The sequence below is a fragment of the Burkholderia sp. YHN3-13 genome, from assembly GCF_055810675.1.
Window position 1 is genome coordinate 239498 of record NZ_JBVVNQ010000008.1, and the last position, 23538, is coordinate 263035.

Consider the following 23538-nt stretch of genomic DNA (forward strand, 5'->3'; position numbering starts at 1 on the left):
TTCATCGAAAAGACAGCGAGGAGTCCATCATGTCCCAGCAACGTTCCATCACGACGGCCGCCCTGCGCCAGTGGCGTGCGCCCCTCACCGCCTTCGCCGCGGCCTGCCTGCTGGCCGCGTGCGGCGGCGGCGGCGTCAGCTCGCCGCCGAGCAGCAGCAATAACAACAACAATCCGAGCACGAGCGGCACGTCCGGCACCAGCGGCACCAGTGGCTCGTCCACCGGCACCAAGGGTGTCGTCAGCACGGTCGGCCAGACGGCCAGCGACCTCGGCAGCACGGTCGGCAACATCAGCCTGCCGGGCCTCGGCGACGGCGTGACGAAGGGTGTCGGCAGCACGCTGTCCAGCACCGGCACGATCATCGGTGCGGCCGCCGATGCCGTGAGCAACGGGCTGGGACAGATCGGCTCGACGAAGGATCCGGTCGGCACGACGGTTGCCGGCCTCGGCAATGTCGTCGGCGCGACGAGCAACACGGTGTCCGGCCTGAGCTCGACGGTCAAGGCGCTCGGCACGGGTCCGCTCGCGCCGCTCGCCCCCGTCACGACGCCGGTCGGCACCGTGCTCGACACGGTCGCCAACGGCCTGACGGCCGCCGGCACGACGATCGGCTCGACGCTGTCGTCAGGCGCCGTCCAGCAGGTCACGCAACCGATCAGCTCGGCGATCACGCCGCTCGTGATCACGGCCGGCCAGGTCACGCAACAGGTCGGCACGACGACCGGCCTCGGCCAACCCGTCTCCGGCCTGCTCGGCCAGATCGGCGGCGCGATCAGCTCGGCGGGCAAGCAAGTCGGCGGCACGTCGAGCCAGCCGCTCGTCGGCGATGTCGGTCAGCTCGTGACCGCGGTCGGCAACACGGTGACCAACACGGGCGGCCTCGTCAACCCGAACGGCCCGAACGGCGCCGCACCGATCCCCGGCCTGATCACGAGCCTCGTCGGCGGCTCGACGGCGACCGTCCAGAACGGCACGTCGTCGGGTTCCGGCTCGACGAACCCGCTCGGCGGCCTGCTGTCCGGTCTCGGCTCGACGCCGCTGGGCTCGCTCACGGGCGCACTCGGCGGCGCAACCGGCGGCTCGGGCAGCGGCCCGCTCGCGCCTGTCACGGGCCTCGTGTCGACGGTCACCGGCGCACTGGGCGGCGCGACAGGCGGCAGCGGCGGCCCGCTCGCCCCCGTCACGAATCTCGTGTCGACGGTCACGGGCACGCTCGGTGGCGCAACGGGCGGCGCAGGCAGTGCAAACCCTCTCGCGCCCGTCACCGGTTTGCTGAATACTGTCACCGGAGCAGTGGGCGGTGCAGCAGGATCGGGTGGTGCGAGCCCGCTCGGGCCGGTCACGTCGCTGGTCGGCAGTGTCACGGGTACGGCATCGTCGGGCAGCGGTTCGACGGGCCTGCTGGCACCGGTAACGGGGTTGCTGGGCACGCTGGGTAGCGTTGGCAAGTAAGGACGACGGTCGCACCATCGCAGCCGGAGCGAATGGCGCGGCCGTACATACACAACCGGCATGGCGGCACGCGGCGCGCGACACCCTGGTGTCGCGCGCCGGCATTACAAAGAAGACGAAAAGCAAGGCCTACGAGGAAGAACAATGAAATCCAGACTCGACAGATGGATGATGCTGCTCGCCGTCGCGGCGGCAAGCACGGCACATGCACAATCGCGCGTCGGCGGTAACCCGCTCGACTCCCTTCCGCAGATCAACGCACCGAAGACCGGCCCGAACGTTACCGTGCAGGTCGCGCCGCAAGCGCCGCAACTGCAGGAGCTGCTGTCACGCCACCTGACGCCGTCGACGTTTCAGGTCGAAGGCGTGAAGTCGGTGCCGTTCGAGGAAATCTCGCGTCGCTTCACGCCCCTCGTCGGCAAGGACATCACGATCGGCGACCTGATCGAAACCGCGAACGGCGTGACGAAGCTGTACCAGGAGCGCGGCTACGCGCTGTCGTTCGCGTTCGTTCCCGCGCAGACGTTCGAGAACGGCGTCGTGCGCATCACGGTGGTCGAAGGCTACGTGTCGGACGTCAAGGTCACCGGCAAGCCCGGTGCGATGGAACCGAAGATCCGCGCGATCGCCGCGCACATCACCGACGATCGCCCGCTGCGCCGCGCGACGTTCGAGCGCTACGTCAACACGTTCGGCCTGCTGCCCGGCCTCACGGTGAAGGCGAACGTCCCGCCGCCGCAAACCACCGACGGCGCCACGACGCTCGAACTCGCGGTCGACCGCAAGCCGTTCAACGTCAGCACCGGCATCGACTTCAACCACCCGGGCGTCCAGGGCCTGATCACCGCGACCGAAAACGGCCTCACGCGATTCGGCGAGCAGCTGAGCATCTCGGCGCTCGCGCCGCCGGGACGCGACAAGCAGACCTACTTCGCGTTCAGCGGCGCGGTGCCCGTCGGCAGCAGCGGCCTGATCACGCGCCTCGATGCAAGTACGTATCGCGGCAAGCCGACCGACAATCCGGGGTTGCCGTCGTACGTGCAGCGTACGGTCAAGAACGAGAAGCTTGGTCTTTCGGCATCCTATCCGATCTTGTTGAATAATCAGCGCAGCCTGCTCGGCACCGTGTCGGGCTACGCATCGCACAACGAGGATCGCTACCAGAACCAGATCAACGGTGCGAGCCTCGACACGCGCTCGCAGGTCCGCGTGCTGCAGATGCAGCTCGACTACACGAGCGTCCAGCCGAAGCAGGTCCAGAAGCTGAGCGTCAACGTCGCGAAGGGTTTCAACATTCTCGGCGCGTCGAAGTCGCAGGACATCACCGTCGGCACGACGACGACCTCGGTGGACAGCCCGATTTCGCTGACCTTCGTTCGCACGGGGGCGACTTTCACGCAAACCAACGAATGGCCGTTCCGAATCGGGACGTCGGTTTCGCTGACCGGTCAATACAGTCCCGACTCGCTACCGACCTCCGAACAGATCTCGTTCGGCTCGACGCGCTACGCGCTCGGCTACCAGCCCGGCGAAACGTCGGGCGACTCGGGCTGGGGGATGTCGCTGGAGGTCAATCGCGGCTTCACGCCGGGCTGGACGTATCTGAAATCGATCACGCCGTACGTCGCCTACGACATGGCGCGCGTATACCTGCACTCGGGCACGCCGTCACCGAACCGCATGTCGTCGGTCGGCATCGGCGTGCGATTCACGGACAGCCGCTTCTACAGTCTCGACCTGAACATCGCGAAGCCGATCGGCGACGCACCCGTCGAAAGCGCATCGCGCAGCCCTCGCATCAACGCGGCCTTCTCGTATCAGCTCAACTGATCGGACACCAAACAGCCCGCGTCATGCGGGCTGTTTCGATTAGAGTCCCCTCTATCAAACGTGGCACGCGGTTTCACGTATTCTGGCGAAGCTCGCAACATGCCCGCCCCATGCAGACGGTCGTGCGGGCGAATGAACACGACATGCAAAACAAGGAGGATGACAATGATTCAACTGACCCGCCCGTTGCGTGCAATCGCCGTTGCCGGTGCACTGCTCGCCTGCGCAGCCCCCACGTTCGCACAGGCCGACAGCCCCATCGGCATGTGGCAGACGATCGACGACAACACCCATCAGCCGAAGGCACTCGTGCAGATCGCCGAAGACGGCGACGGTGCGCTGACGGGCAAGGTCGTCAAGGGCCTCGGCGCGAACGATACGCCCGATCGCCGCTGCACCGCCTGCACGGACGAGCGCAAGGATCAGCTCATCAAGGGCATGACGATCATCAAGGCGATGAAGAAGGAAGGCGACCACTGGGACGGCGGCAACATCCTCGACCCGGAAAACGGCAAGGTCTACAAGTGCAAGATGACGCTTGAAGACGGCGGCCAGAAACTCGTGGTGCGCGGTTACATCGGCGTATCGCTGCTCGGCCGGTCGCAGACCTGGGTTCGCCAGCAATAACGCAGCACGCTGCCGACTCGCGCGGCGCAATGAAAAATCGGCCTGCGACGAAGTCGTCAGGCCGATTTTCTTTGGGTGCGGGCGTGACGGAAACCGATCCGCATCACGCCGCGTGCTTCAGCGAGTCGGGCGCGTAGGCGCCCGGTGTGCGATACGCGGGTACCGCATTGCTACGCGCCTCCGCCGCCTTCGATTGCGTGTGCTTGCGCATCCGTGCGGACAATTCATTGCACAGATTCACGCCCGAATCGCCGTAGAGTTCACGCATCACGTTCAACAGCGTGCCCGTCTCGTGCCAGACCTTGAAGCGGCGATGGCAAGTTTGATACGACGGGTAACGGCGCGGTATGGCAGACCACGTTGCGCCGCTGTAGATCACCCAAAGCACGCCGTTCAGGACGGCGCGCGTATTGGCTAACGGACGACCGCGCAACTCGGTGCGCGGCTGCATTTCGGGCAGAAGCGGCGCAACGCAGCGCCACTCGTGGTCGGTCAGATCGCGATACGGTGTCATGGACATCTCCAGCCTTGGTAACCATGACACAACGATATCGGCTCACCTCAACGATGAATATAAGACAAATCCGAAAATACCCCGAGATTGCGCGAATTTGACCGGAATTGACGTTTGAATCCCGTCGATTACCCGGACGACGCAATCAGGTCAGCGACGTATCGACGATGCGACGCGGCGTTTCGAGATACTCCTTCGACTGCATCTCGACGATTCGCGACACCGTGCGCGCGAATTCGTTGGCCATCGGGCCTTCGACGTACAACGCCTCCGCCGGCACCGCCGCCGACATCAGCAGCTTGACCTTGTGGTCGTACAGCACGTCGATGAGCCACGTGAAGCGTCGCGCCTCGGACGCCATCCGCGGCGACATCTGCGGCACCTCGGACAACACGATCGCATGGAAGCGGCTCGCCAGCTCGAGATAGTCGTTCTGCGATCGCGGGCCGCCGCACAGCGTCGCGAAGTCGAACCAGACGACGCCGTCCGCCTTGCGCAGCGCCTTCAGCTCGCGCTTCTCGATATGCAGGATCGGGCTTTCGTCGGGTACCGCCGCGAGCTTGCCGAACGCATGACGCAGTTCGCGATCGGCGTCCGCACCGAGCGGCGTGTGATACATCTTCACCTGTGCGAGCGTGCGCTGACGGTAGTCGACGCCCGCGTCGACGTTCAGCACGTCGAGCTTGTCCTTGATCAGCGCGATCGCCGGCAGCATGCGGTCGCGATGCAGGCCGTCCGGATACAGGTCGTCGGGATCGTAGTTGGACGTCATCACGAACTGCACGCCGTTGTTGAACAGGCGGTCGAGCAGACGGTACAGGATCATCGCGTCCGCGATGTCCGACACGTGGAATTCGTCGAAGCAGATCAGCCGGTAGCGCTTCGCGATGCGCCGCGCGAGTTCGTCGAGCGGATCGGCCTGCCCTTTCAGTTCCTCGAGCTCGCGGTGCACTTCGCGCATGAACTCGTGGAAATGCAGGCGCGTCTTGCGCTGCACGGGCACGACGGCGTAGAAGCTGTCCATCAGGAAGCTCTTGCCGCGGCCCACCCCGCCCCACATGTAGACGCCGCGCGGGAGATCCGGGTGATTGATCAGCTTCTTGAACGCGTTCGAGCGGCGCGCCTTGTATTCGACCCACTCGTCGAAGCAACGCTGCAGGCGATCGACGGCCGCGCGCTGGGCGGGATCGGACTGATAGCCGCGCGTGGTCAGTTCGCGCGTGTAGTATTCGGTGACGTTCATCGGGCAAACCGAAAAGAACGAAGGCGAGCGGGAAACCCCGCCCGCCTTCGTCAAGAGACGGCTGCGCCGGTCGATGGCCGACAGGCGCTACACCATGCTCAGCTGTTCAGCGAGCGCTTGTCGACGGCGAGCGCCGCTTCGCGCATCACTTCCGACATCGACGGGTGCGGATGGCAGATGCGGGCGATGTCTTCCGACGCCGCCTTGAATTCCATCGCCACCACCGCTTCCGCGATCAGGTCCGACGCGTTCGCGCCGATCACGTGCACGCCGAGCAGCTCGTCGGTCTTCGCATCCGCGATCATCTTCACGAAACCGTCCGGCGCGTTCATGCCGAGTGCGCGGCCGTTGATCGAGAACGGGAACTTGCCCGACTTGATCTCGCGGCCTTCCGCCTTCAGCTGCTGCTCCGTCTTGCCGACCCACGCGATTTCCGGGTACGTGTAGATCACCCACGGAATGCAGTTGTAGTCGATGTGCGGCTTCTGGCCGTCGATCACTTCCGCGACCAGCACGCCTTCGTCTTCCGCCTTGTGCGCGAGCATCGGGCCGCGCACCACGTCGCCGATCGCGTACACGTTCGGCACCGCCGTACGGCAGTGGTCGTCCACGTCGATGAAGCCGCGCTCGTTCGCCTTCAGGCCGATCGCCTCGAGGCCGAGGTTGTCGGTGTTCGGCACACGGCCGACCGACACGATCAGGCGGTCGGCGTCGAGCGTCTGCGCGTTGCCGTCCTTGTCGGTGTAGGCGATCGACACGCCGTTCGCGGTTGTCTTCACTTCGCCGATCTTCACGCCGAGATGGATGTCGAGACCTTGCTTCTTGAACAGCTTGGCCGCTTCCTTCGCGAGCGCTTCGTCGGCGGCGCCGAGGAATGCCGGCAGCGCTTCGAGCACCGTCACTTCGGCACCGAGGCGACGCCACACCGAGCCGAGCTCGAGGCCGATCACGCCTGCGCCGATCACGGCGAGCTTCTTCGGCACCGAGTCGAACGTCAGCGCACCTTCGTTGTCCGACACGATCTTGTTGTCGACCGGGATGCCCGGCAGGTGACGCGCCTTCGAGCCCGTCGCGATGATCACGTTCTTCGCGGTGACGACTTCGGTTTCACCCTCGCCGCTCACTTCGATCTGCACGCCGGCGTCGGTCTTGCCGGTGAACTTGCCATGGCCCTTCAGCCAGGTGATCTTGTTCTTCTTGAACAGGAACTCGATCCCGCTCGTCATTTTCTCGACGATCGCATCCTTGCGGCCGAGCATCTTCGCGACGTCGATCTTCACGCCGTCGACCGTGATGCCGTGGTCGATCAGGTGATGCGACGCGTTCTCGAACTCTTCCGACGAGGCGAGCAGCGCCTTCGACGGAATGCAGCCGACGTTCAGGCAGGTGCCGCCGAGCTTCAGCGCGCCGGCCGGGTTCTTCCACTTCTCGATACAGGCAACAGTCTTGCCGAGCTGCGCGGCGCGAATCGCGGCGATGTAGCCGCCGGGGCCGGCGCCGATCACGACGACGTCAAATTCCTTGGACATGACAATCCTTTCTACTTGTACGCCCGCGGGTTCACGCGTGTGCGCGAACCCGCGGAGCGGGTCGATGCAGTGAGACTCGGCTTACAGGTCGAGCAGCAGGCGTGCCGGATCTTCCAGCGCATCCTTCATCGCGACGAGCGACAGCACGGCTTCGCGACCGTCGATGATGCGGTGGTCGTACGACAGCGCCAGGTAGTTGATCGGACGGATCACGATCTGGCCGTTCTCGACGACCGGACGCTCCTTCGTCGCGTGCACGCCGAGGATGGCCGACTGCGGCGGGTTGATGATCGGCGTCGACAGCATCGAGCCGAACACGCCGCCGTTCGAGATCGAGAACGTACCGCCCGTCATCTCCTCGATCGACAGCTTGCCGTCCTTCGCCTTCTGGCCGAATTCGGCGATCTTCTTTTCGATGTCGGCGAGGCTCATCTGGTCCGCGTTGCGCAGGATCGGCACCACGAGGCCACGCGGCGAGCCGACGGCGATACCGATGTCGAAGTAGCCGTGGTAGACGATGTCGTTACCGTCGATCGACGCGTTCACGAGCGGGAACTTCTTCAGCGCGTGAACAGCCGCCTTCACGAAGAACGACATGAAGCCGAGCTTCACGCCATGTTCCTTCTCGAACTTGTCCTTGTACTTGTTGCGCAGCTCCATGACCGGAGCCATGTTGACTTCGTTGAACGTCGTCAGGATCGCGTTGGTCTGCTGCGATTCGAGCAGGCGCTCGGCGATACGCGCACGCAGGCGCGACATCGGCACGCGTTGCTCCGGACGGTCGTTCAGCCAGGTCGTTGCCGACGCCGGCACCTTCACTTCCGGCAGCGACGGCTTCGCGGCAGCGGCCTTGGCCGGTGCGGCGGCCGGAGCGGCCTTCGGTGCGCTGCCTGCGGCCAGCGCGTCGCCCTTCGTGACGCGGCCGTCGCGGCCCGAACCTGCGACGTCGCCCGCCGACAGGCCCTTCTCGGCCAGCAGCTTCGATGCAGCCGGCGATGCGGCGGCCGAGCTCGATGCCGTCGCGGCGGCCGGCTGGGCTGCCGGTGCAGCCGCAGCAGGCGCGGCGGCCGGCTTGACTTCGGCGGCGCCCGCCGCTGCTTCGGCGGCACCTGCCTTCGCTTCGGTGTCGATCGTCGCGATCACTTGATCGGCAACCACCGTGTCACCGTCGTTCTGCAGCACTTGCGCGAGCACGCCCGCTGCCGGTGCCGGCACTTCGAGCACGACCTTGTCGGTCTCGAGTTCGATCAGGATTTCGTCCTGCGCGACTGCTTCGCCCGGCTTCTTCTTCCACTGCAGCATGGTCGCTTCCGAAACCGACTCCGAAAGCTGGGGGACTTTGACTTCTACGATAGCCATGTGATTTTCCTGGATGCTTAATCTGGGGTATGACGAGGTTCGTGCGATTCCTTCGGCCGATTCGGCGCGCCACGCGCCCGGCAGGCCGGAAGAGACGGGAAAGCGCCGCGCGCCTTCCCGTTTCGCTTCCGTCGGTTATTTCGCGATCGATGCGCTCTTCAGGCGGCCGAAAGCACCTTCGATCAGGGCCTTCTGCTGCTCGTAGTGCTTCGCGTAGTAGCCAACCGCCGGCGAGGCCGAAGCCGGACGGCCGCTGTATGCCAGCTTCTGCCCTTCCTTCATGCCTTCCTTCAGATGGTGCTCGACGTAGAACCAGGGGCCCTGGTTCTGCGGCTCGTCCTGCACCCAGACCACTTCAGTCGCGTTCTCGTACTTCTTCATTTCGGCTTCGAACTGCTTGTGCGCGAACGGATACAGCTGCTCGATACGGATGATCGCGACGTCGTTCGCCTTCGCTTCGCGGCGATGTGCGACGAGGTCGTAATACACGCGGCCCGAGCACACCAGCACGCGCTTGACCTTCTTCGCGTCGATGCCGCCGTCGGTTTCGCCCAGCACCGGCTGGAACGAACCCTTCGCCAGTTCCGACAGGTCCGACACGGCTTCCTTGTGACGCAGCAGCGACTTCGGCGTTGCGACGATCAGCGGCTTGCGGAACAGGCGGATCATCTGGCGGCGCAGCAGGTGGAAAATCTGCGCCGGCGTCGTCGGCTGAACGACCTGCATGTTGTGATCGGCACACAGCTGCAGGAAACGCTCGATACGCGTCGACGAGTGTTCCGGACCTTGCCCTTCATAGCCGTGCGGCAGCAGCATCGTGAGGCCCGACACGCGGCCCCACTTCACTTCGCCCGACGAGATGAACTGGTCGATCACGACCTGCGCGCCGTTGACGAAGTCGCCGAACTGCGCTTCCCACAGCACGAGCGTGTTCGGCTCGGCGGTCGAGTAACCGTATTCGAAGCCCAGCACCGCTTCTTCCGACAGCACCGAGTCGATCACCGTGAACTTCGCCTGACCTTCGGCGATGTTCTGCAGCGGCACGTACGTACCGTCGTTCCAGCGCTCGCGATTCTGGTCGTGCAGCACCGCGTGACGGTGCGTGAACGTGCCGCGGCCCGAGTCCTGGCCCGTCAGGCGCACCGAGTAGCCCGATGCGACGAGCGACGCGAATGCGAGGTGTTCGCCCATGCCCCAGTCGAGCGGCTGGTCGCCACGCGCCATGTTGCGGCGGTCGTTGATCACGCGCTCGACGAGCGGGTGGACCTTGAAGTTTTCCGGGACCGTCGTGATGCGTTCGCCGAGGCGCTTCAGTTCGGCGAGCGGCACGGCCGTATCGGCAGCATCGGTCCACTTGCGGTTCAGGAACGGCACCCAGTCGACCGCGTACTTGCTCTTGTAGTTCGACAGGACCGGGTCGACCGTGTGGTGACCGTCGTCCATCGCCTTGCGGTACGCCTTCACGTAGTTGTCGGCGTCTTCCGCGGTGATCACGCCCTGCTGCACGAGCTTCTCGGCGTACAGCGCACGGGTGCCCGGGTGCTGCGCGATCTTCTTGTACATCAGCGGCTGCGTGACCGCCGGCGTGTCCTGCTCGTTGTGACCCAGCTTGCGGAAGCAGACGATGTCGATCACGACATCCTTGTGGAACTGCATCCGGTAGTCGATCGCGATCTGCGTCGCGAGGATCACGGCTTCCGGATCGTCGCCGTTCACGTGCAGCACCGGCGCCTCGATCATCTTGACGACGTCGGTACAGTACAGCGTCGAGCGCGCATCGCGCGGGTCGGACGTCGTGAAGCCGATCTGGTTGTTGATGACGATGTGCAGCGTGCCGTGCGTGCCGTAGCCGCGCGTCTGCGCGAGGTTCAGCGTTTCCATCACGACGCCCTGGCCCGCGAAGGCCGCGTCGCCGTGGATCTGCACCGGCAGCACCTGCAGGCCGTCTTCGTCGCCGCGGCGGTCCATCCGCGCCTTCGCGGAACCTTCGACCACCGGGTTCACGATTTCGAGGTGCGACGGGTTGAACGCGAGCGACAGGTGGACCGGGCCGCCTTCCGTCGACACGTCCGACGAGAAGCCCTTGTGGTACTTCACGTCACCGGCAGGCAGGTCGTCGACGTGCTTGCCTTCGAATTCGGCGAACAGGTCGGCCGGCATCTTGCCCAGCGTGTTGACCAGCACGTTCAGGCGGCCGCGGTGGGCCATGCCGATGATGATTTCCTGCACGCCGCGCTTGCCCGCGTGCTGGACGACTTCGTCCATCGCCGCGATGAAGCTTTCGCCGCCTTCGAGCGAGAAGCGCTTCTGGCCGACGTACTTGGTGTGCAGGTAACGCTCGAGGCCTTCGGCGGCCGTCAGGCGATTCAGGATGTGCTTCTTCTCGTCGATCGAGAAGTTCGGCGTCGCGCGGGTCGACTCCAGGCGCTCCTGCCACCAGCGCTTCTGTTCCGGATCGCTGATGTACATGTATTCGGCGCCGATCGTGCCGCAGTACGTGTCGCGCAGGCCCTTGACGATATCGCGCAGCGAAGCCTGGTCGAAACCGAAATACAGGTTGCTTGCGCTGTACGTCTGGTCGAGATCGCCTTCGGAGAAGTCGTAGAACGCGGGTTCGAGCTCGGGAATGGCGGGACGTTCGCGGCGCTTCAGGGGATCCAGATTGGCCCATTGCGAGCCAAGGAAGCGATACGCGCTGATGAGGGACTGGACGTGAACCTGCTTGCGTGCGGCAGCCAGGTTGGTGCTGCTTTCGCGCGGGATGAAGGTATTGGCCTTCGCGCGCTCGGCGAACGATTCGACGATCGGGAAGTGAGCGACGTCATTGGCATTCGAGCCGTCCGTTGCAGGCACGTTCTGCAGCGCGTCGAAATACTCTCGCCAGTTCTCCGGCACCGACGCCGGATTGTTGAGATATGCATCGTACAGTTCTTCAACGTACGAAGCATTGCCGCCGAACAGATAGGAGTTCAGCTGAAACTGCTTCATTACATCTGACATTTTACGCTCACCTTTCTTCGAGCTTCTCGAGAAATAGCGGGTTACTCAACCTTCCGCGACACGGCCTGACCGTTTAGCGGATTGCGAATCAAGTCTTGCTTGGAAGGACCTAAAACTTGCGTGCGCGCAGCATATCACAGAACCGATACCGGAGTTCACGGCGAAATGTGCCCGAAAGCACCGCGCGACGGGGTTTTGCCGGATTGCCACGACCCGGGGGAACAGTGTTTTGCAGGCAATCCGGTTGCGCGTCGCGCAGATGCGAAAAAGGCTGCCCGCGGGCAGCCTTTTTCGTGATGCAGCGAACGGTCGAACGCTTAGTCGACCGCGCCTTCGCGGCTCGCGCGGCGACGCTCGTGCTCCTTCAGGAAGCGCTTGCGCAGGCGGATCGACTGCGGCGTCACTTCCACGAGTTCGTCGTCGTCGATGAATTCGACCGCGTACTCGAGCGACATCTGGACCGGCGGCACGAGACGCACGGCTTCGTCGGTACCCGACGCACGCACGTTGGTCAGCTGCTTGCCCTTGATCGGGTTCACGACGAGGTCGTTGTCGCGGCTGTGGATGCCGATGATCATGCCCTCATACAGCGCGTCGCCCGGCTTCACGAACATGCGGCCGCGATCCTGCAGCTTCCACAGTGCGTAGGCCACGGCCGCGCCGTCGTCCTGCGAGATCAGCACGCCGTTGCGGCGCTCGAAGACCGAGCCGTCCTTGACCGGTGCGTACGAATCGAAGATGTGGCTCATCAGGCCCGTGCCGCGCGTGAGCGTCAGGAATTCGCTCTGAAAGCCGATCAGGCCACGTGCCGAGATCTTGTATTCCAGACGCGTGCGGCCGCGGCCGTCCGACGCCATGTCGAGCATTTCGCCCTTGCGGCGGCCGAGTTCTTCCATCACGCCGCCCTGGTGTTCGTCCTCGACGTCGACCGTCAGCAGCTCGTACGGCTCGTGACGCACGCCGTCGATTTCCTGCATCACGACGCGCGGACGCGACACGGCCAGCTCGTAGCCTTCGCGGCGCATGTTCTCGACGAGAATGGTCAGGTGCAGCTCGCCGCGGCCCGACACTTCGAACACCGTTTCGTCGCCCGTGTCCTTCACGCGCAGCGCGACGTTGTGGTTCAGCTCCTTCATCAGGCGGTCGCGGATCTGGCGGCTCGTCACGAACTTGCCTTCGCGGCCCGCGAGCGGCGACGAGTTGACGAGGAAGTTCATCGTCAGCGTCGGTTCGTCGACGGTGATCATCGGCAACGCTTCCGGCGTGTCGACCGCGCAGATCGTCGCGCCGATGCCGACGTCTTCAATACCGTTGATCAGCACGATGTCGCCCGCTTCGGCCGATTCGACCTGCACGCGCTCAAGGCCCTTGAACGACAGCACCTGGTTGATCTTGCGGTTCAGCACGTCGCCTTCCGGGCCGAAGCGCATCACGACCGGCTGACCCGGCTTGATGCGGCCGCGCGTGATGCGGCCGACGCCGATCCGGCCGACGTACGTCGAATAGTCGAGCGACGTGATCTGGAGCTGCAGCGGCGCTTCCGGATCGGCCGGGCGAACCGGCACGTGCTCGAGGATCGCCTCGAACAGCGGGCGCATGTCGCCTTCGCGCGCGGCCGGGTCGAGCGACGCGTAGCCGTTCAGGCCCGACGCGTAGACGATCGGGAAGTCGAGCTGCTCCTCGGTCGCGCCGAGCTTGTCGAACAGGTCGAAGGTCTGGTTGATCACCCAGTCGATGCGCGCGCCCGGGCGGTCGATCTTGTTGACGACGACGATCGGCTTCAGGCCAAGCGCCAGCGCCTTCTTCGTGACGAAGCGGGTCTGCGGCATCGGGCCTTCGACCGCGTCGACCAGCAGCAGCACCGAGTCGACCATCGACAGCACGCGCTCGACTTCACCGCCGAAGTCCGCGTGGCCCGGGGTGTCGACGATGTTGACGTGCGTGCCTTCGTATTCGACCGCGCAGTTCTTCGCGAGAATCGTGATCCCGCGCTCCTTTTCGATGTCGTTCGAGTCCATCACACGCTCGGCGACTTGCTGGTTGTCGCGGAAGGTGCCGGACTGGCGAAGCAGTTGGTCGACGAGCGTCGTCTTGCCGTGGTCGACGTGAGCGATGATGGCGATATTGCGAAGGGCGCGGGTCATAGAAACCTGGAAATCGTTTGAACGCGCAAACGCGCCCGCTCGTTTTCACGGGCGCGCGCTGTTGCAGCTTGGAAAGCCTAACATTATAGCACGCGAGAATGTCGAGAGCTGACGGACACGTCGCGACGCGACAAAACCGGGCCCGGCCGCCCTGCCCGTGAACCAGCGAAGCGATCGAATGTGCCGTGGCCCGACACACCGCAAAACCTTGTCCCCGAGAGGGATTTTCGCACCGCGCAGCGCGCCCTTTGCCATTCGATTAACATTTGCCGCGGCAAGCAATTGTGCCTATACTGCTGCCTAGTCAACTATTGCAGCTTCAGGGTTTTATGCCGGATTCCTCTACCCAACCACCCGTCTCGTCGCTGTCCTCGTATCAGATGAACGACAGCGTCGGTTATCTGATGTCGCGCGTGAAGTCGGTGATGACCAACCTCGTCACGCAACGCACGCAGGAAGAGCTCGGCATCACGGGCACGCAGGCGAGCATGCTGTTCATGATCGCGGTCGGCAGGTGCTCGACGGCCGCCGAGCTCGCGCGCGAATACGGGATCGATGCGAGCGCGGTCACGCGCCTGCTCGACCGGGTCGAGAAACGCGGCCTGCTGTCCCGCGTGCGCAGCATCGAGGACCGGCGCGTCGTTCGCCTCGAACTGACCGATGAAGGCCGCGCGCTCGCCGAACAGCTGCCGCCCATTTTCCGCAGCGTGCTCGATCAGGTGCTGGACGGATTTACACCGGAAGAAGTCGGGTTCCTGAAGAGCATGCTGCGCCGCATTCTCAGCAACTATTGCGAGACGGCCGGCGGCAGCATCACGTAATAGTTGCCATAACAATTACTTTTGACAGTTTATTGTAAGGAAATCCTTGCAGTGTCCATCATTCATTCCGAGTCAGGGGTCAGCGCGATGAAGTCCTCCCCGTTGTCCGTGCGCGGCGGGTCGTGCCGCGCCGCCGTCGCCGCCGCGGTCGCCGCATTCGCACTGGCGGGCTGCGCAAACTACATCGGCATCAAGAGCGACAAGCAGATCGCCCCCGCATCGCAATTCGAGTCCGCGCAGAGCCTCCCGGCCCAGGGCGGCCAGTGGCCGGCGCTCGACTGGGCCAGCCAGTTCGGCGATCCGCAACTGCCGAAGCTGATCGACGAAGCGCTGCAAGGCAATCCGTCGATCGCCCAGGCGCAGGCGCGCATCGCGAAGGCATCGTCGTACATCGAATCGTCGCGATCGAACCTGATGCCGAAGGCCGAAGCCAGCTATTCGTGGACGCGCGAGCTGTACTCGTCGAACGCGCTGTTCCCGCCCCCGTACGGCGGCCAGTGGTACAGCGAGAACAATGCGCTCGCGAGCGCGTCCTGGGAACTCGACCTGTGGGGCAAGAACCGCGAACGCCTGCACACGGCCGTGTCGCAGGAAAAGGCCGCCGAAGCCGACATGCAGCAGGCGCGCATCACGCTCGCGTCGTCGGTCGCGCGCACCTACAACTCGCTCGCGCAGCTCTATGCGCTGCGCGACATCGCGCAGCGCGAGATCACCAACCGCGAGACGGTGGGCAAGATCACCGACGGCCGCGTCTCGGCCGGCCTCGACACCAACGTCGAACGCCAGACGGCGCGCGGCAACATCGCGACCACGCAGGCTTCGCTGTCGGACCTCGACGGCCAGATCACGACGGTGCGCTACCAGCTCGCCGCGCTGCTCGGCAAGGGTCCGGATCGCGGGCTGCAGATCGCCGCGCCGGTGATGAACCCGACCGGCGACGTCACGCTGCCCGGCAACCTGCCGGCCGATCTCGTGTCGCGCCGCCCCGACATCGTCGCCGCGCGCTGGCAGGTCGAAGCCGCGATGCACGACGTGAAGGAAGCAAAGGCCGAGTTCTACCCCGACGTGAACCTCGCGGCCGGTTTCGGCTTCGATGCGTTCGGCTGGGGCAAATTCCTGAACTTCGCGAGCCGCCAGGCGCAGTTCGGCCCGGCGATCCACCTGCCGATCTTCGATGCCGGCGCGCTGCGCGCCCAGCTCAAGGGCCGCTACGCCGACTTCGACCTGTCGGTCGCGAACTACAACCAGACGCTGATCAGCGCGCTGAACGACGTCGCGACGCAGGTCGCGTCGATCCGCGCGGTCGATCGCCAGATGGGCGACGCCCAACGCGCGCTCGACGCATCGACGCGCGCGTACGATCTCGCGGTCATCCGCTACAAGGCCGGCCTGTCGCCGCAACTGCAGGTGCTGACGGCGGACAGCAACCGCCTCGCATCGGAGCAGACGGTGACCAACCTGAAGATGCGTCGCCGCGACATGCAGCTCGCGCTGATCAAGGCACTGGGCGGCGGGTTCGACGCAACCGGCACACCGCTCGCCGCGCCCGACGCCGCCACGCCGAACAAACAGGCCGCCAACTGAGCCGGCGCCACCACTACGCAGACACTCGAAATAACGGACGGAGAAAATCGCCATGAGCGACCAACAAAACGCCGCCAGCGCGCAGCCACAGAACAACGGCAAGCGCAAACGAATGATGACGCTGCTCGTCGCGGTCATCGTGATCGCGGCCATCGCATACGGCCTGTACTACTTCCTCGTCGCCCGCTTCCATGAAGGCACCGACGATGCGTACGTGAACGGCAACGTCGTGCAGATCACGCCGCAGGTCACCGGCACCGTGATCGCCGTGAAGGCGGACGATACGCAGACGGTCAAGTCCGGCGACCCGCTGGTCGTGCTCGACCCGGCCGATTCGCAGGTCGCGCTGCAGCAGGCGGAAGCGAACCTCGCGCAGACGGTGCGCCAGGTGCGCGGCCTGTTCGTCAACGACGACCAGTACCGCGCGCAAGTCGCGCTGCGCCAGTCCGACCTGTCGAAGGCCCAGGACGACCTGCGTCGCCGCCTGGCCGTCGCGCAGACGGGCGCCGTGTCGCAGGAAGAAATCTCGCACGCACGCGACGCGGTGAAGGCCGCGCAGGCGTCGGTCGACGCCGCGCAGCAGCAGCTCGCATCGAATCGCGCGCTGACCGCGAACACGACGATCGCCTCGCACCCGAACGTGATGGCCGCCGCCGCGAAGGTTCGCGACGCCTACCTCGCGAACGCGCGTAACGTGCTGCCGGCGCCGGTCACCGGCTACGTCGCGAAGCGCTCGGTGCAGGTCGGCCAGCGCGTGTCGCCGGGCACGCCGCTGATGTCGGTGGTGCCGCTGAACGCCGTGTGGGTCGACGCGAACTTCAAGGAAGTCCAGCTGAAGCACATGCGGATCGGCCAGCCGGTCGAGATGACGGCCGACATCTACGGCTCGTCGGTCACCTACCACGGCAAGGTCGTCGGCTTCTCGGCCGGTACGGGCTCGGCGTTCTCGCTGCTGCCGGCGCAGAACGCGACCGGCAACTGGATCAAGGTCGTCCAGCGCCTGCCGGTGCGGATCGAACTCGACCCGAAGGATCTCGACAAGCATCCGCTGCGCATCGGCCTGTCGATGCAGGTCGACGTGGACATCAAGGACGAACGCGGCGACCAGCTCGTCAACGCGCCGAACACCGTCTACGAGACCAACGTGTTCGCGAAGTACGGCGACGAAGCCGATGCCGAAATCGCACGCATCATCGCCGAGAACGCAGGCGGCAGCGCGTCGGCGCCCGTCGCGGCGAAGTCAGGCAGCGCCGCGAAAATGATGTAACCGTTCCGACTCCGGAAAGACAACCCACATGGCACAGGCTCCTGTCTCCCATCCGCCCCTGCAAGGCGGACAACTCCTGCTCGGGACGATCGCGGTATCGCTCGCGGTGTTCATGAACGTGCTCGACACGTCCATCGCGAACGTCGCGATCCCGACCATCTCGGGCGACCTCGGCGTGTCGTCCGACCAGGGCACGTGGGTCATCACGTCGTTCGCGGTCGCGAACGCAATCTCGGTGCCGCTGACCGGCTGGCTGACCGACCGTTTCGGGCAAGTCCGCCTGTTCCTCGTGTCGATCATCCTGTTCGTCATCTCGTCGTGGATGTGCGGGCTGGCGCCGAGCCTGCCATTCCTGCTCGCGTCGCGCGTGCTCCAGGGTGCCGTCGCGGGCCCGATGATTCCGCTGTCGCAAGCGCTCCTGCTATCGAGCTATCCGCGCGCGAAGGCGCCAATGGCGCTCGCACTATGGGCGATGACGACGCTGATCGCGCCCGTCGCGGGCCCCATTCTCGGCGGCTGGATCTCGGACAACTATTCGTGGCCGTGGATCTTCTACGTCAACATCCCGGTTGGCATCGCCGCCGCCGCCGCGACGTGGGTGATCTACCGGAGTCGGGAGTCGGCCGTGCGCCGTGCGCCGATCGACGGCGTGGGCCTGGCGCTGCTGGTCGTGTGGGTCGGCTCGCTGCAGATCATGCTCGACAAGGGCAAGGATCTGGACTGGTTCGCGTCGACGACGATCGTCGTGCTCGCGCTGACGGCTGTCATTGCTTTCGCGTTCTTCGTGATCTGGGAGCTGACCGCCGAGCACCCGGTCGTCGACCTGTCGCTGTTCCGTATAAGAAACTTCACCGGCGGCACGGTCGCGCTGTCGATCGGGTACGGCCTGTACTTCGGCAATCTCGTGCTGCTGCCGCTGTGGCTGCAGACGCAAATCGGCTACACCGCGACCGACGCCGGCCTCGTGATGGCGCCGGTCGGGTTGTTCGCCATCCTGTTGTCGCCACTCACCGGGAAGTATCTGCCGCGCACCGATCCGCGCTTCATCTCGACGGCGTCATTCCTCACGTTCGCGCTGTGCTTCTGGATGCGTTCGCGCTACACGACGGGCGTCGACGAGTGGTCGCTGACACTGCCGACGCTCGTGCAGGGGATCGCGATGGCCGGCTTCTTCATCCCGCTCGTGTCGATCACGCTGTCCGGCCTGCCGGGCCACCGCATTCCCGCGGCGTCCGGCCTGTCGAACTTCGTGCGGATCATGTGCGGCGGCATCGGTACGTCGATCTTCCAGACCGCGTGGGATCATCGGAACAACTTCCACCACGCGCAACTGGTCGAGCAGGCGAACCCGTACAACCCGACGTTCAACCAGGCCGTCACTCAGATGGGCAATCTCGGGCTCACGCCCGAGCAGGCACACGGCCTGATCAACAACATGGCCACGCAGCAGGCTGCGCAGCTCGGCGTGAACGATCTGTTCTACATTTCGGCGGCGATCTTCGTGCTGCTGATCGGACTGATCTGGATCACGAAGCCCGAACGCGCGGGCGGCGGCGATGCCGGGGCGGCCGCATCGGCGGCGCACTGAGCGCCCAAGCCGGAATACCGACGCACCAAACCAAAAAGCCCGGTCGTTTCGACCGGGCTTTTTCTTGTTCGGACGCCGACTGGGGCGCACGCGCGCCGTAGCGTCATGCAGCCGTCACGACGAGCCGTTCCGGTGCCAGTACACCATTCGCCTTGCGCGCCACGCCGAGCAGCCGCGTGGCGTCGTATACACGCACGCGCTCGCCGTCGGCCGCCTCGATCGGCCCGAGCTCCGACAACGGCAGGCGCTGGCCGTGCAGGAACCGCTTCGCGGACGCATCGTCGAGACGAACCGCCGGAAACGTCGACAGCAACGCATCGACCGGCTGGAGCCAGGCATCGCGTGCCGCTTCGGCTGCATCCGACAGCGCATCGAGCGTCACCGCATGTTCGAGCGTCAACGCACCGACGCCCGTACGACGCAGCATCGTCAGATGCGCCCCGCAACCGAGCGCCTCGCCGATGTCTTCCGCGAGCGTACGCACATACGTGCCCTTGCTGCAGGTCACGCGAAACGTCACGTCGGGCAGCTCGCAAGCGAGCAGTTCGAGCGCATGAATCGTCACGTTACGGCCTTCCCGCTCGACGGTCTGGCCCGCACGCGCGTATTCGTACAGCGGCTTGCCGTCGCGCTTGAGCGCCGAATACATCGGCGGCACCTGCACGATCTCGCCGGTGAAGCGCACGAGCGCGGCTTCCACCGCCGCCCGGTCGCATTCGACCGGCCGCGTGTCGATCACGTCGCCTTCCGCATCGCCGGTAGCCGTGCGCTGGCCAAGACGCATCGTCGCTTCGTAGGTCTTGTCGGCCTCGAGCAAGTCCTGCGAAAACTTGGTCGCCTCGCCGAAACACAGCGGCAGCAGGCCCGAAGCCAGCGGATCGAGCGTGCCGGTGTGGCCGGCTTTCTTCGCGAGGAGCAGGCGCTTCGCGCGAATCAGCGCATCGTTGCTCGACAGGCCGACCGGCTTGTCGAGCAGGAGGACGCCATCCAGCACGCGCCGGGGCACGCGCGGACGTTGGGGTGCTGCATTCGTCATAGGCCGGTCGAGCTCAATCGTCCTTCGCGGGTGCGTCGGCCTCGTCGTCGTCCTTCGCGCGCGTCGAGTTCGCTTCCTTGATCAGGCGCGACATTTCGACGGCCTTCTCGATCGTCTGGTCGTAATGGAAATGCAGCGTCGGCACCGTATGAATGTGCAGGCGCTTGAACAGCAGGTTGTGCAGGTGACCCGACGCGTGATTCAGCGCCTCCTGCGTCTTTTCCGGGTCACCGGTAAGCGCGGTGAAGTAGACCTTCGCGTGCGCGTAGTCCGGCGTGAGCTCCACGCTCTGGATGGTCACGATGCCGATACGCGGGTCTTTGACCTCGCGCATGATGAGTTCGGACAGGTCGCGCTGAATCTGGTCGGCGATCTGAACGTTGCGATTGGGGGAAGTGCGTTTCCTGGACATGATCGATCCGTGATCCGTTTTTCAGGATGAAGTGGCGGCCCTTGTCGGCACGCCACCATGAAAATGGGCGGGACAGGCCCAAGCCTGCCCCGCCCATGAGCCGATGCGCGACGATTACAGCGTACGCGCGACTTCGGTCACTTCGAAGACTTCGAACTGGTCGCCTTCGATGACGTCGTTGAAGTTCTTCACCGACATACCGCACTCGAAGCCTTGCTTCACTTCCTTCACGTCGTCCTTGAAGCGCTTCAGCGATTCGAGTTCGCCCGTGAAGATCACGACGTTGTTGCGCAGCACACGTACCGACGACGAGCGCTTGACGATACCGTCCGTGACCATACAGCCAGCAACCGTACCGACCTTCGGCACCTTGAAGACCTGACGGACCTCGACCATGCCGGTGATGACTTCGCGCTTCTCCGGTGCCAGCATGCCCGACATCGCCGCCTTCACCTCATCCACTGCGTCGTAGATGATGTTGTAGTAGCGGATGTCGATGCCGTTCGCCTCGGCCAGCTTGCGCGCTTGTGCATCCGCACGCGTGTTGAAGCCGATGATGACCGCCTTCGATGCCGTCGCGAGGTTGACGTCGTTTTCGCTGATGCCGCCCACCGCGCTGTGCACGATCTGCACGCGCACTTCGTCGGTCGACAGCTTGAGCAGCGACTGCACGAGCGCTTCCTGCGAACCCTGCACGTCTGCCTTGATGATGAGCGGCAGGTTCTGCACTTCGCCTTCGCCCATCTGCTCGAGCATGCTTTCCAGCTTCGCGGCCTGCTGCTTCGCAAGCTTCACGTCGCGGAACTTGCCCTGACGGAACAGCGCGATTTCACGCGCCTTGCGCTCGTCCGGCAGCACGATCACTTCTTCGCCCGCGCCCGGCACTTCCGACAGACCCTGGATTTCGACCGGGATCGACGGACCGGCTTCCTTCGTCGGCTTGCCGTTCTCGTCGAGCATCGCGCGAACCCGGCCGTAAGCCGTACCGGCCAGCACGATGTCGCCGCGGTTCAGCGTACCGGACTGCACCAGGATCGTCGCGACCGGGCCTTTACCCTTGTCGAGCTTCGCTTCGATCACGATGCCCTTGGCCGGTGCTTCGACCGGTGCCTTCAGTTCCAGCACTTCGGCCTGCAGCAGCACGTTCTCGAGCAGATCGTCGATGCCCGCGCCCGTCTTGGCCGACACCGGCACGAACGGCGAATCGCCACCGTACTCTTCCGGCACGACGCCTTCCGCGACCAGTTCCTGCTTGACGCGATCGGGGTTCGCTTCCGGCTTGTCGATCTTGTTGATCGCGACGACGATCGGCACGCCACCCGCCTTCGCGTGGGCGATTGCTTCCTTCGTCTGCGGCATCACGCCGTCGTCGGCCGCCACCACCAGCACCACGATGTCGGTCGCCTTCGCGCCGCGTGCACGCATTGCCGTGAACGCTTCGTGACCCGGCGTATCGAGGAACGTGATGACGCCACGCGGCGTATCGACGTGATACGCGCCGATGTGCTGCGTAATGCCGCCCGCTTCGCCAGCGGCAACCTTCGCGCGGCGAATGTGGTCGAGCAGCGAGGTCTTGCCGTGGTCGACGTGACCCATGACCGTGACGACCGGCGGACGCGGCAGTTGCTCCGCATCGGTACCGGTTTCGCCTTCGACCAGCAGCGCTTCCGGATCGTCCAGCTTCGCGGCAACCGCGCGGTGGCCCAGTTCCTCGACGATGATCATCGCCGTTTCCTGGTCCAGCACCTGGTTGATCGTGACCATCTGGCCCATCTTCATCATCACCTTGATGACTTCGGAGGCCTTGATCGACATCTTGTGCGCGAGATCGGCAACCGACACGGTCTCCGGCACGTGCACTTCGCGAACGATCGGTTCGGTCGGCGCCTGGAACGACGATGCGCTGTCCTGGTGACGGCCGCGCCCCTTCGGGCCGCCGCGCCAGCCGCGGTCGACGCCGCCGCTCGAATCGCCGCGCGTCTTGATGCCGCGACGCTTCGCCGCGTCGTCCTGCCAGCCGCCCTTGCCTGCGCCCGGCTTCTTGTTGCGGTCGCCCGCGCCTGCCGGCGCCTGCGTCGTGGCCGGGGCCGCGGCACCGGCCGGCTTCTTCACGGCCGGACGTGCCTGCGCACCTTCCGGCTTCGCCGGCTTGTGCAGCGTGCCCTTCGCTTCGGCCGGCTTCGGCGGCTCGACCGGCTTCGGCGGCTCGACTGCCTTGACCACGGCCTTGCGCGGCGTGTTCATCATTTCGCGGATCGCGCGTGCCTCGGCTTCTGCCGCCGCGCGACGCTTGCTGATCTCTTCCTGCTCGGCGCGCGCCTTGTCCGCCGCCTCGCGGGCTGCGTCCTCGGCCTTCTTGGCCGCTTCGCGCTGGGCCGCACGTTCGGCGGCCGCGCGCGCTTCGTCCTGCGCGGACTGCTCGGATTGCGCGGACTCCACGCTGGCCGTTTTCTGCTCGGCCGCGGCGGCCTGCTGCGCTGCCACCTGCTGCTGCGCCGCAGCGGCTTCGGCCGCGGCACGCTTCGCCGCAGCTTCTTCCTCGGCGCGACGGCGCTCGGCTTCAGCCGCTTCCTCGCGGGCGCGGCGTTCCGCCTCTTCACGCTCCAGGCGTTCCTGGCGCTCGCGCAGTTCCTGCGCCTGCTTCTCGAGCAGCTCGGCCTCGCGGCGCGCTTCTTCCTCGCGACGCTTCAGTTCCGCATCGTCGTCCGCTTCGGCGACCTGCGCCTGACCCTGTTCCGCACCCTCGTTCACGTCGTCGCGCTTGACGAACGTGCGCTTCTTGCGGACCTCGACCTGAATGGTGCGAGCCTTGCCCGTCGCGTCAGATTGCTTGATCTCCGACGTATGCTTGCGGGTCAGCGTGATCTTGCGCTTGTCGCCGTCGGTTGCGCCGTGCGACTTGCGCAAATGATCGAGCAGACGCGCCTTGTCCGCTTCGGACAGCGCATCGTCTTCACTCGCTTTCTGGACGCCCGCTGCCTGCAGCTGTTCGAGCAGCACACCAGCAGGCATTTTCAGTTCCGCGGCAAATTGGGCTACGTTGTTACTCGCCATTCATTCCTCTTAGTGCAAGGACCGATTCCTTGCGGTTAGCATCGGGTCAGGCCATACGGCCGCCATCAAATCAGTG

General features: G+C 65.1%; 16 protein-coding genes. 7 read left to right on the forward strand and 9 right to left on the reverse strand.

All coding sequences use genetic code 11. From position 1 onward, the window contains the following. Positions 1–29 precede the first annotated feature (29 nt). From AC0KUR_RS20175 to AC0KUR_RS20185, 3 genes are all read left to right on the forward strand, one after another. Positions 30–1454, forward strand: coding sequence for a collagen-like triple helix repeat-containing protein (locus AC0KUR_RS20175; protein WP_124608011.1), 1425 nt, complete (start codon positions 30–32; stop codon positions 1452–1454). Between the two features lie 144 nt (positions 1455–1598). Next, positions 1599–3284 carry a ShlB/FhaC/HecB family hemolysin secretion/activation protein gene (locus AC0KUR_RS20180; RefSeq protein ID WP_034190130.1) on the forward strand — a complete coding sequence of 562 codons (1686 nt, stop codon included), beginning with the start codon at positions 1599–1601 and terminating at the stop codon, positions 3282–3284. Positions 3285–3449: 165 nt separating this feature from the next. Further along, positions 3450–3911 (forward strand): DUF2147 domain-containing protein, encoded by a 462-nt coding sequence (locus AC0KUR_RS20185; RefSeq protein ID WP_034190131.1) that lies wholly within the window; start codon positions 3450–3452, stop codon positions 3909–3911. A 103-nt stretch (positions 3912–4014) separates the two neighbouring features. On the opposite strand, the gene AC0KUR_RS20190 is transcribed toward AC0KUR_RS20185, so the two are convergent. The 6 genes from AC0KUR_RS20190 to typA form a co-directional block, all read right to left on the reverse strand. Next, positions 4015–4455: a transposase gene (locus AC0KUR_RS20190; RefSeq protein ID WP_124608013.1), complete on the reverse strand. Its 441-nt coding sequence runs from the start codon at positions 4453–4455 to the stop codon at positions 4015–4017. Positions 4456–4570: 115 nt separating this feature from the next. Continuing rightward, positions 4571–5668, reverse strand: coding sequence for a cell division protein ZapE (zapE, locus tag AC0KUR_RS20195; RefSeq protein WP_034190133.1), 1098 nt, complete (start codon positions 5666–5668; stop codon positions 4571–4573). Between the two features lie 98 nt (positions 5669–5766). Continuing rightward, a complete protein-coding gene (gene lpdA / locus AC0KUR_RS20200) occupies positions 5767–7197 on the reverse strand; it encodes a dihydrolipoyl dehydrogenase (protein WP_473376343.1) in 1431 nt (476 codons plus the stop codon). Positions 7198–7278: 81 nt separating this feature from the next. Further along, positions 7279–8556 carry a 2-oxoglutarate dehydrogenase complex dihydrolipoyllysine-residue succinyltransferase gene (gene odhB / locus AC0KUR_RS20205; protein WP_034190135.1) on the reverse strand — a complete coding sequence of 426 codons (1278 nt, stop codon included), beginning with the start codon at positions 8554–8556 and terminating at the stop codon, positions 7279–7281. A gap of 135 nt (positions 8557–8691) precedes the next feature. After that, on the reverse strand, positions 8692–11556 hold the full coding sequence (locus AC0KUR_RS20210) for a 2-oxoglutarate dehydrogenase E1 component (RefSeq protein ID WP_473376344.1): 2865 nt from the start codon (positions 11554–11556) through the stop codon (positions 8692–8694). A 317-nt stretch (positions 11557–11873) separates the two neighbouring features. After that, the gene (gene typA, locus AC0KUR_RS20215; RefSeq protein WP_006490690.1) at positions 11874–13700 is read right to left on the reverse strand and encodes a translational GTPase TypA; all 1827 of its coding nucleotides are present in this window, start codon (positions 13698–13700) and stop codon (positions 11874–11876) included. A 329-nt stretch (positions 13701–14029) separates the two neighbouring features. On the opposite strand from typA, the gene AC0KUR_RS20220 reads away from it, so the two are divergent. The 4 genes from AC0KUR_RS20220 (at position 14030) to AC0KUR_RS20235 (ending at position 18960) form a co-directional block, all read left to right on the forward strand. Next, positions 14030–14521: a MarR family winged helix-turn-helix transcriptional regulator gene (locus tag AC0KUR_RS20220; RefSeq protein ID WP_034190137.1), complete on the forward strand. Its 492-nt coding sequence runs from the start codon at positions 14030–14032 to the stop codon at positions 14519–14521. A gap of 87 nt (positions 14522–14608) precedes the next feature. Further along, a complete protein-coding gene (locus tag AC0KUR_RS20225) occupies positions 14609–16105 on the forward strand; it encodes an efflux transporter outer membrane subunit (protein ID WP_049028401.1) in 1497 nt (498 codons plus the stop codon). A 52-nt stretch (positions 16106–16157) separates the two neighbouring features. Continuing rightward, a complete protein-coding gene (locus AC0KUR_RS20230; protein ID WP_059557830.1) occupies positions 16158–17372 on the forward strand; it encodes an HlyD/EmrA/EmrK family protein in 1215 nt (404 codons plus the stop codon). A gap of 28 nt (positions 17373–17400) precedes the next feature. Continuing rightward, positions 17401–18960 (forward strand): DHA2 family efflux MFS transporter permease subunit, encoded by a 1560-nt coding sequence (locus tag AC0KUR_RS20235; protein ID WP_034190140.1) that lies wholly within the window; start codon positions 17401–17403, stop codon positions 18958–18960. A gap of 103 nt (positions 18961–19063) precedes the next feature. Here AC0KUR_RS20235 and truB read toward each other — a convergent pair whose 3' ends face one another. The 3 genes from truB to infB form a co-directional block, all read right to left on the reverse strand. Further along, positions 19064–19996, reverse strand: a complete 933-nt coding sequence (gene truB, locus AC0KUR_RS20240; RefSeq protein WP_034190141.1) for a tRNA pseudouridine(55) synthase TruB — start codon at positions 19994–19996, stop codon at positions 19064–19066. A gap of 13 nt (positions 19997–20009) precedes the next feature. Further along, a complete protein-coding gene (gene rbfA / locus AC0KUR_RS20245) occupies positions 20010–20408 on the reverse strand; it encodes a 30S ribosome-binding factor RbfA (RefSeq protein ID WP_034190142.1) in 399 nt (132 codons plus the stop codon). Positions 20409–20522: 114 nt separating this feature from the next. Continuing rightward, positions 20523–23462: a translation initiation factor IF-2 gene (gene infB / locus AC0KUR_RS20250; protein WP_034190143.1), complete on the reverse strand. Its 2940-nt coding sequence runs from the start codon at positions 23460–23462 to the stop codon at positions 20523–20525. Between the last annotated feature and the right edge of the window lie 76 nt (positions 23463–23538).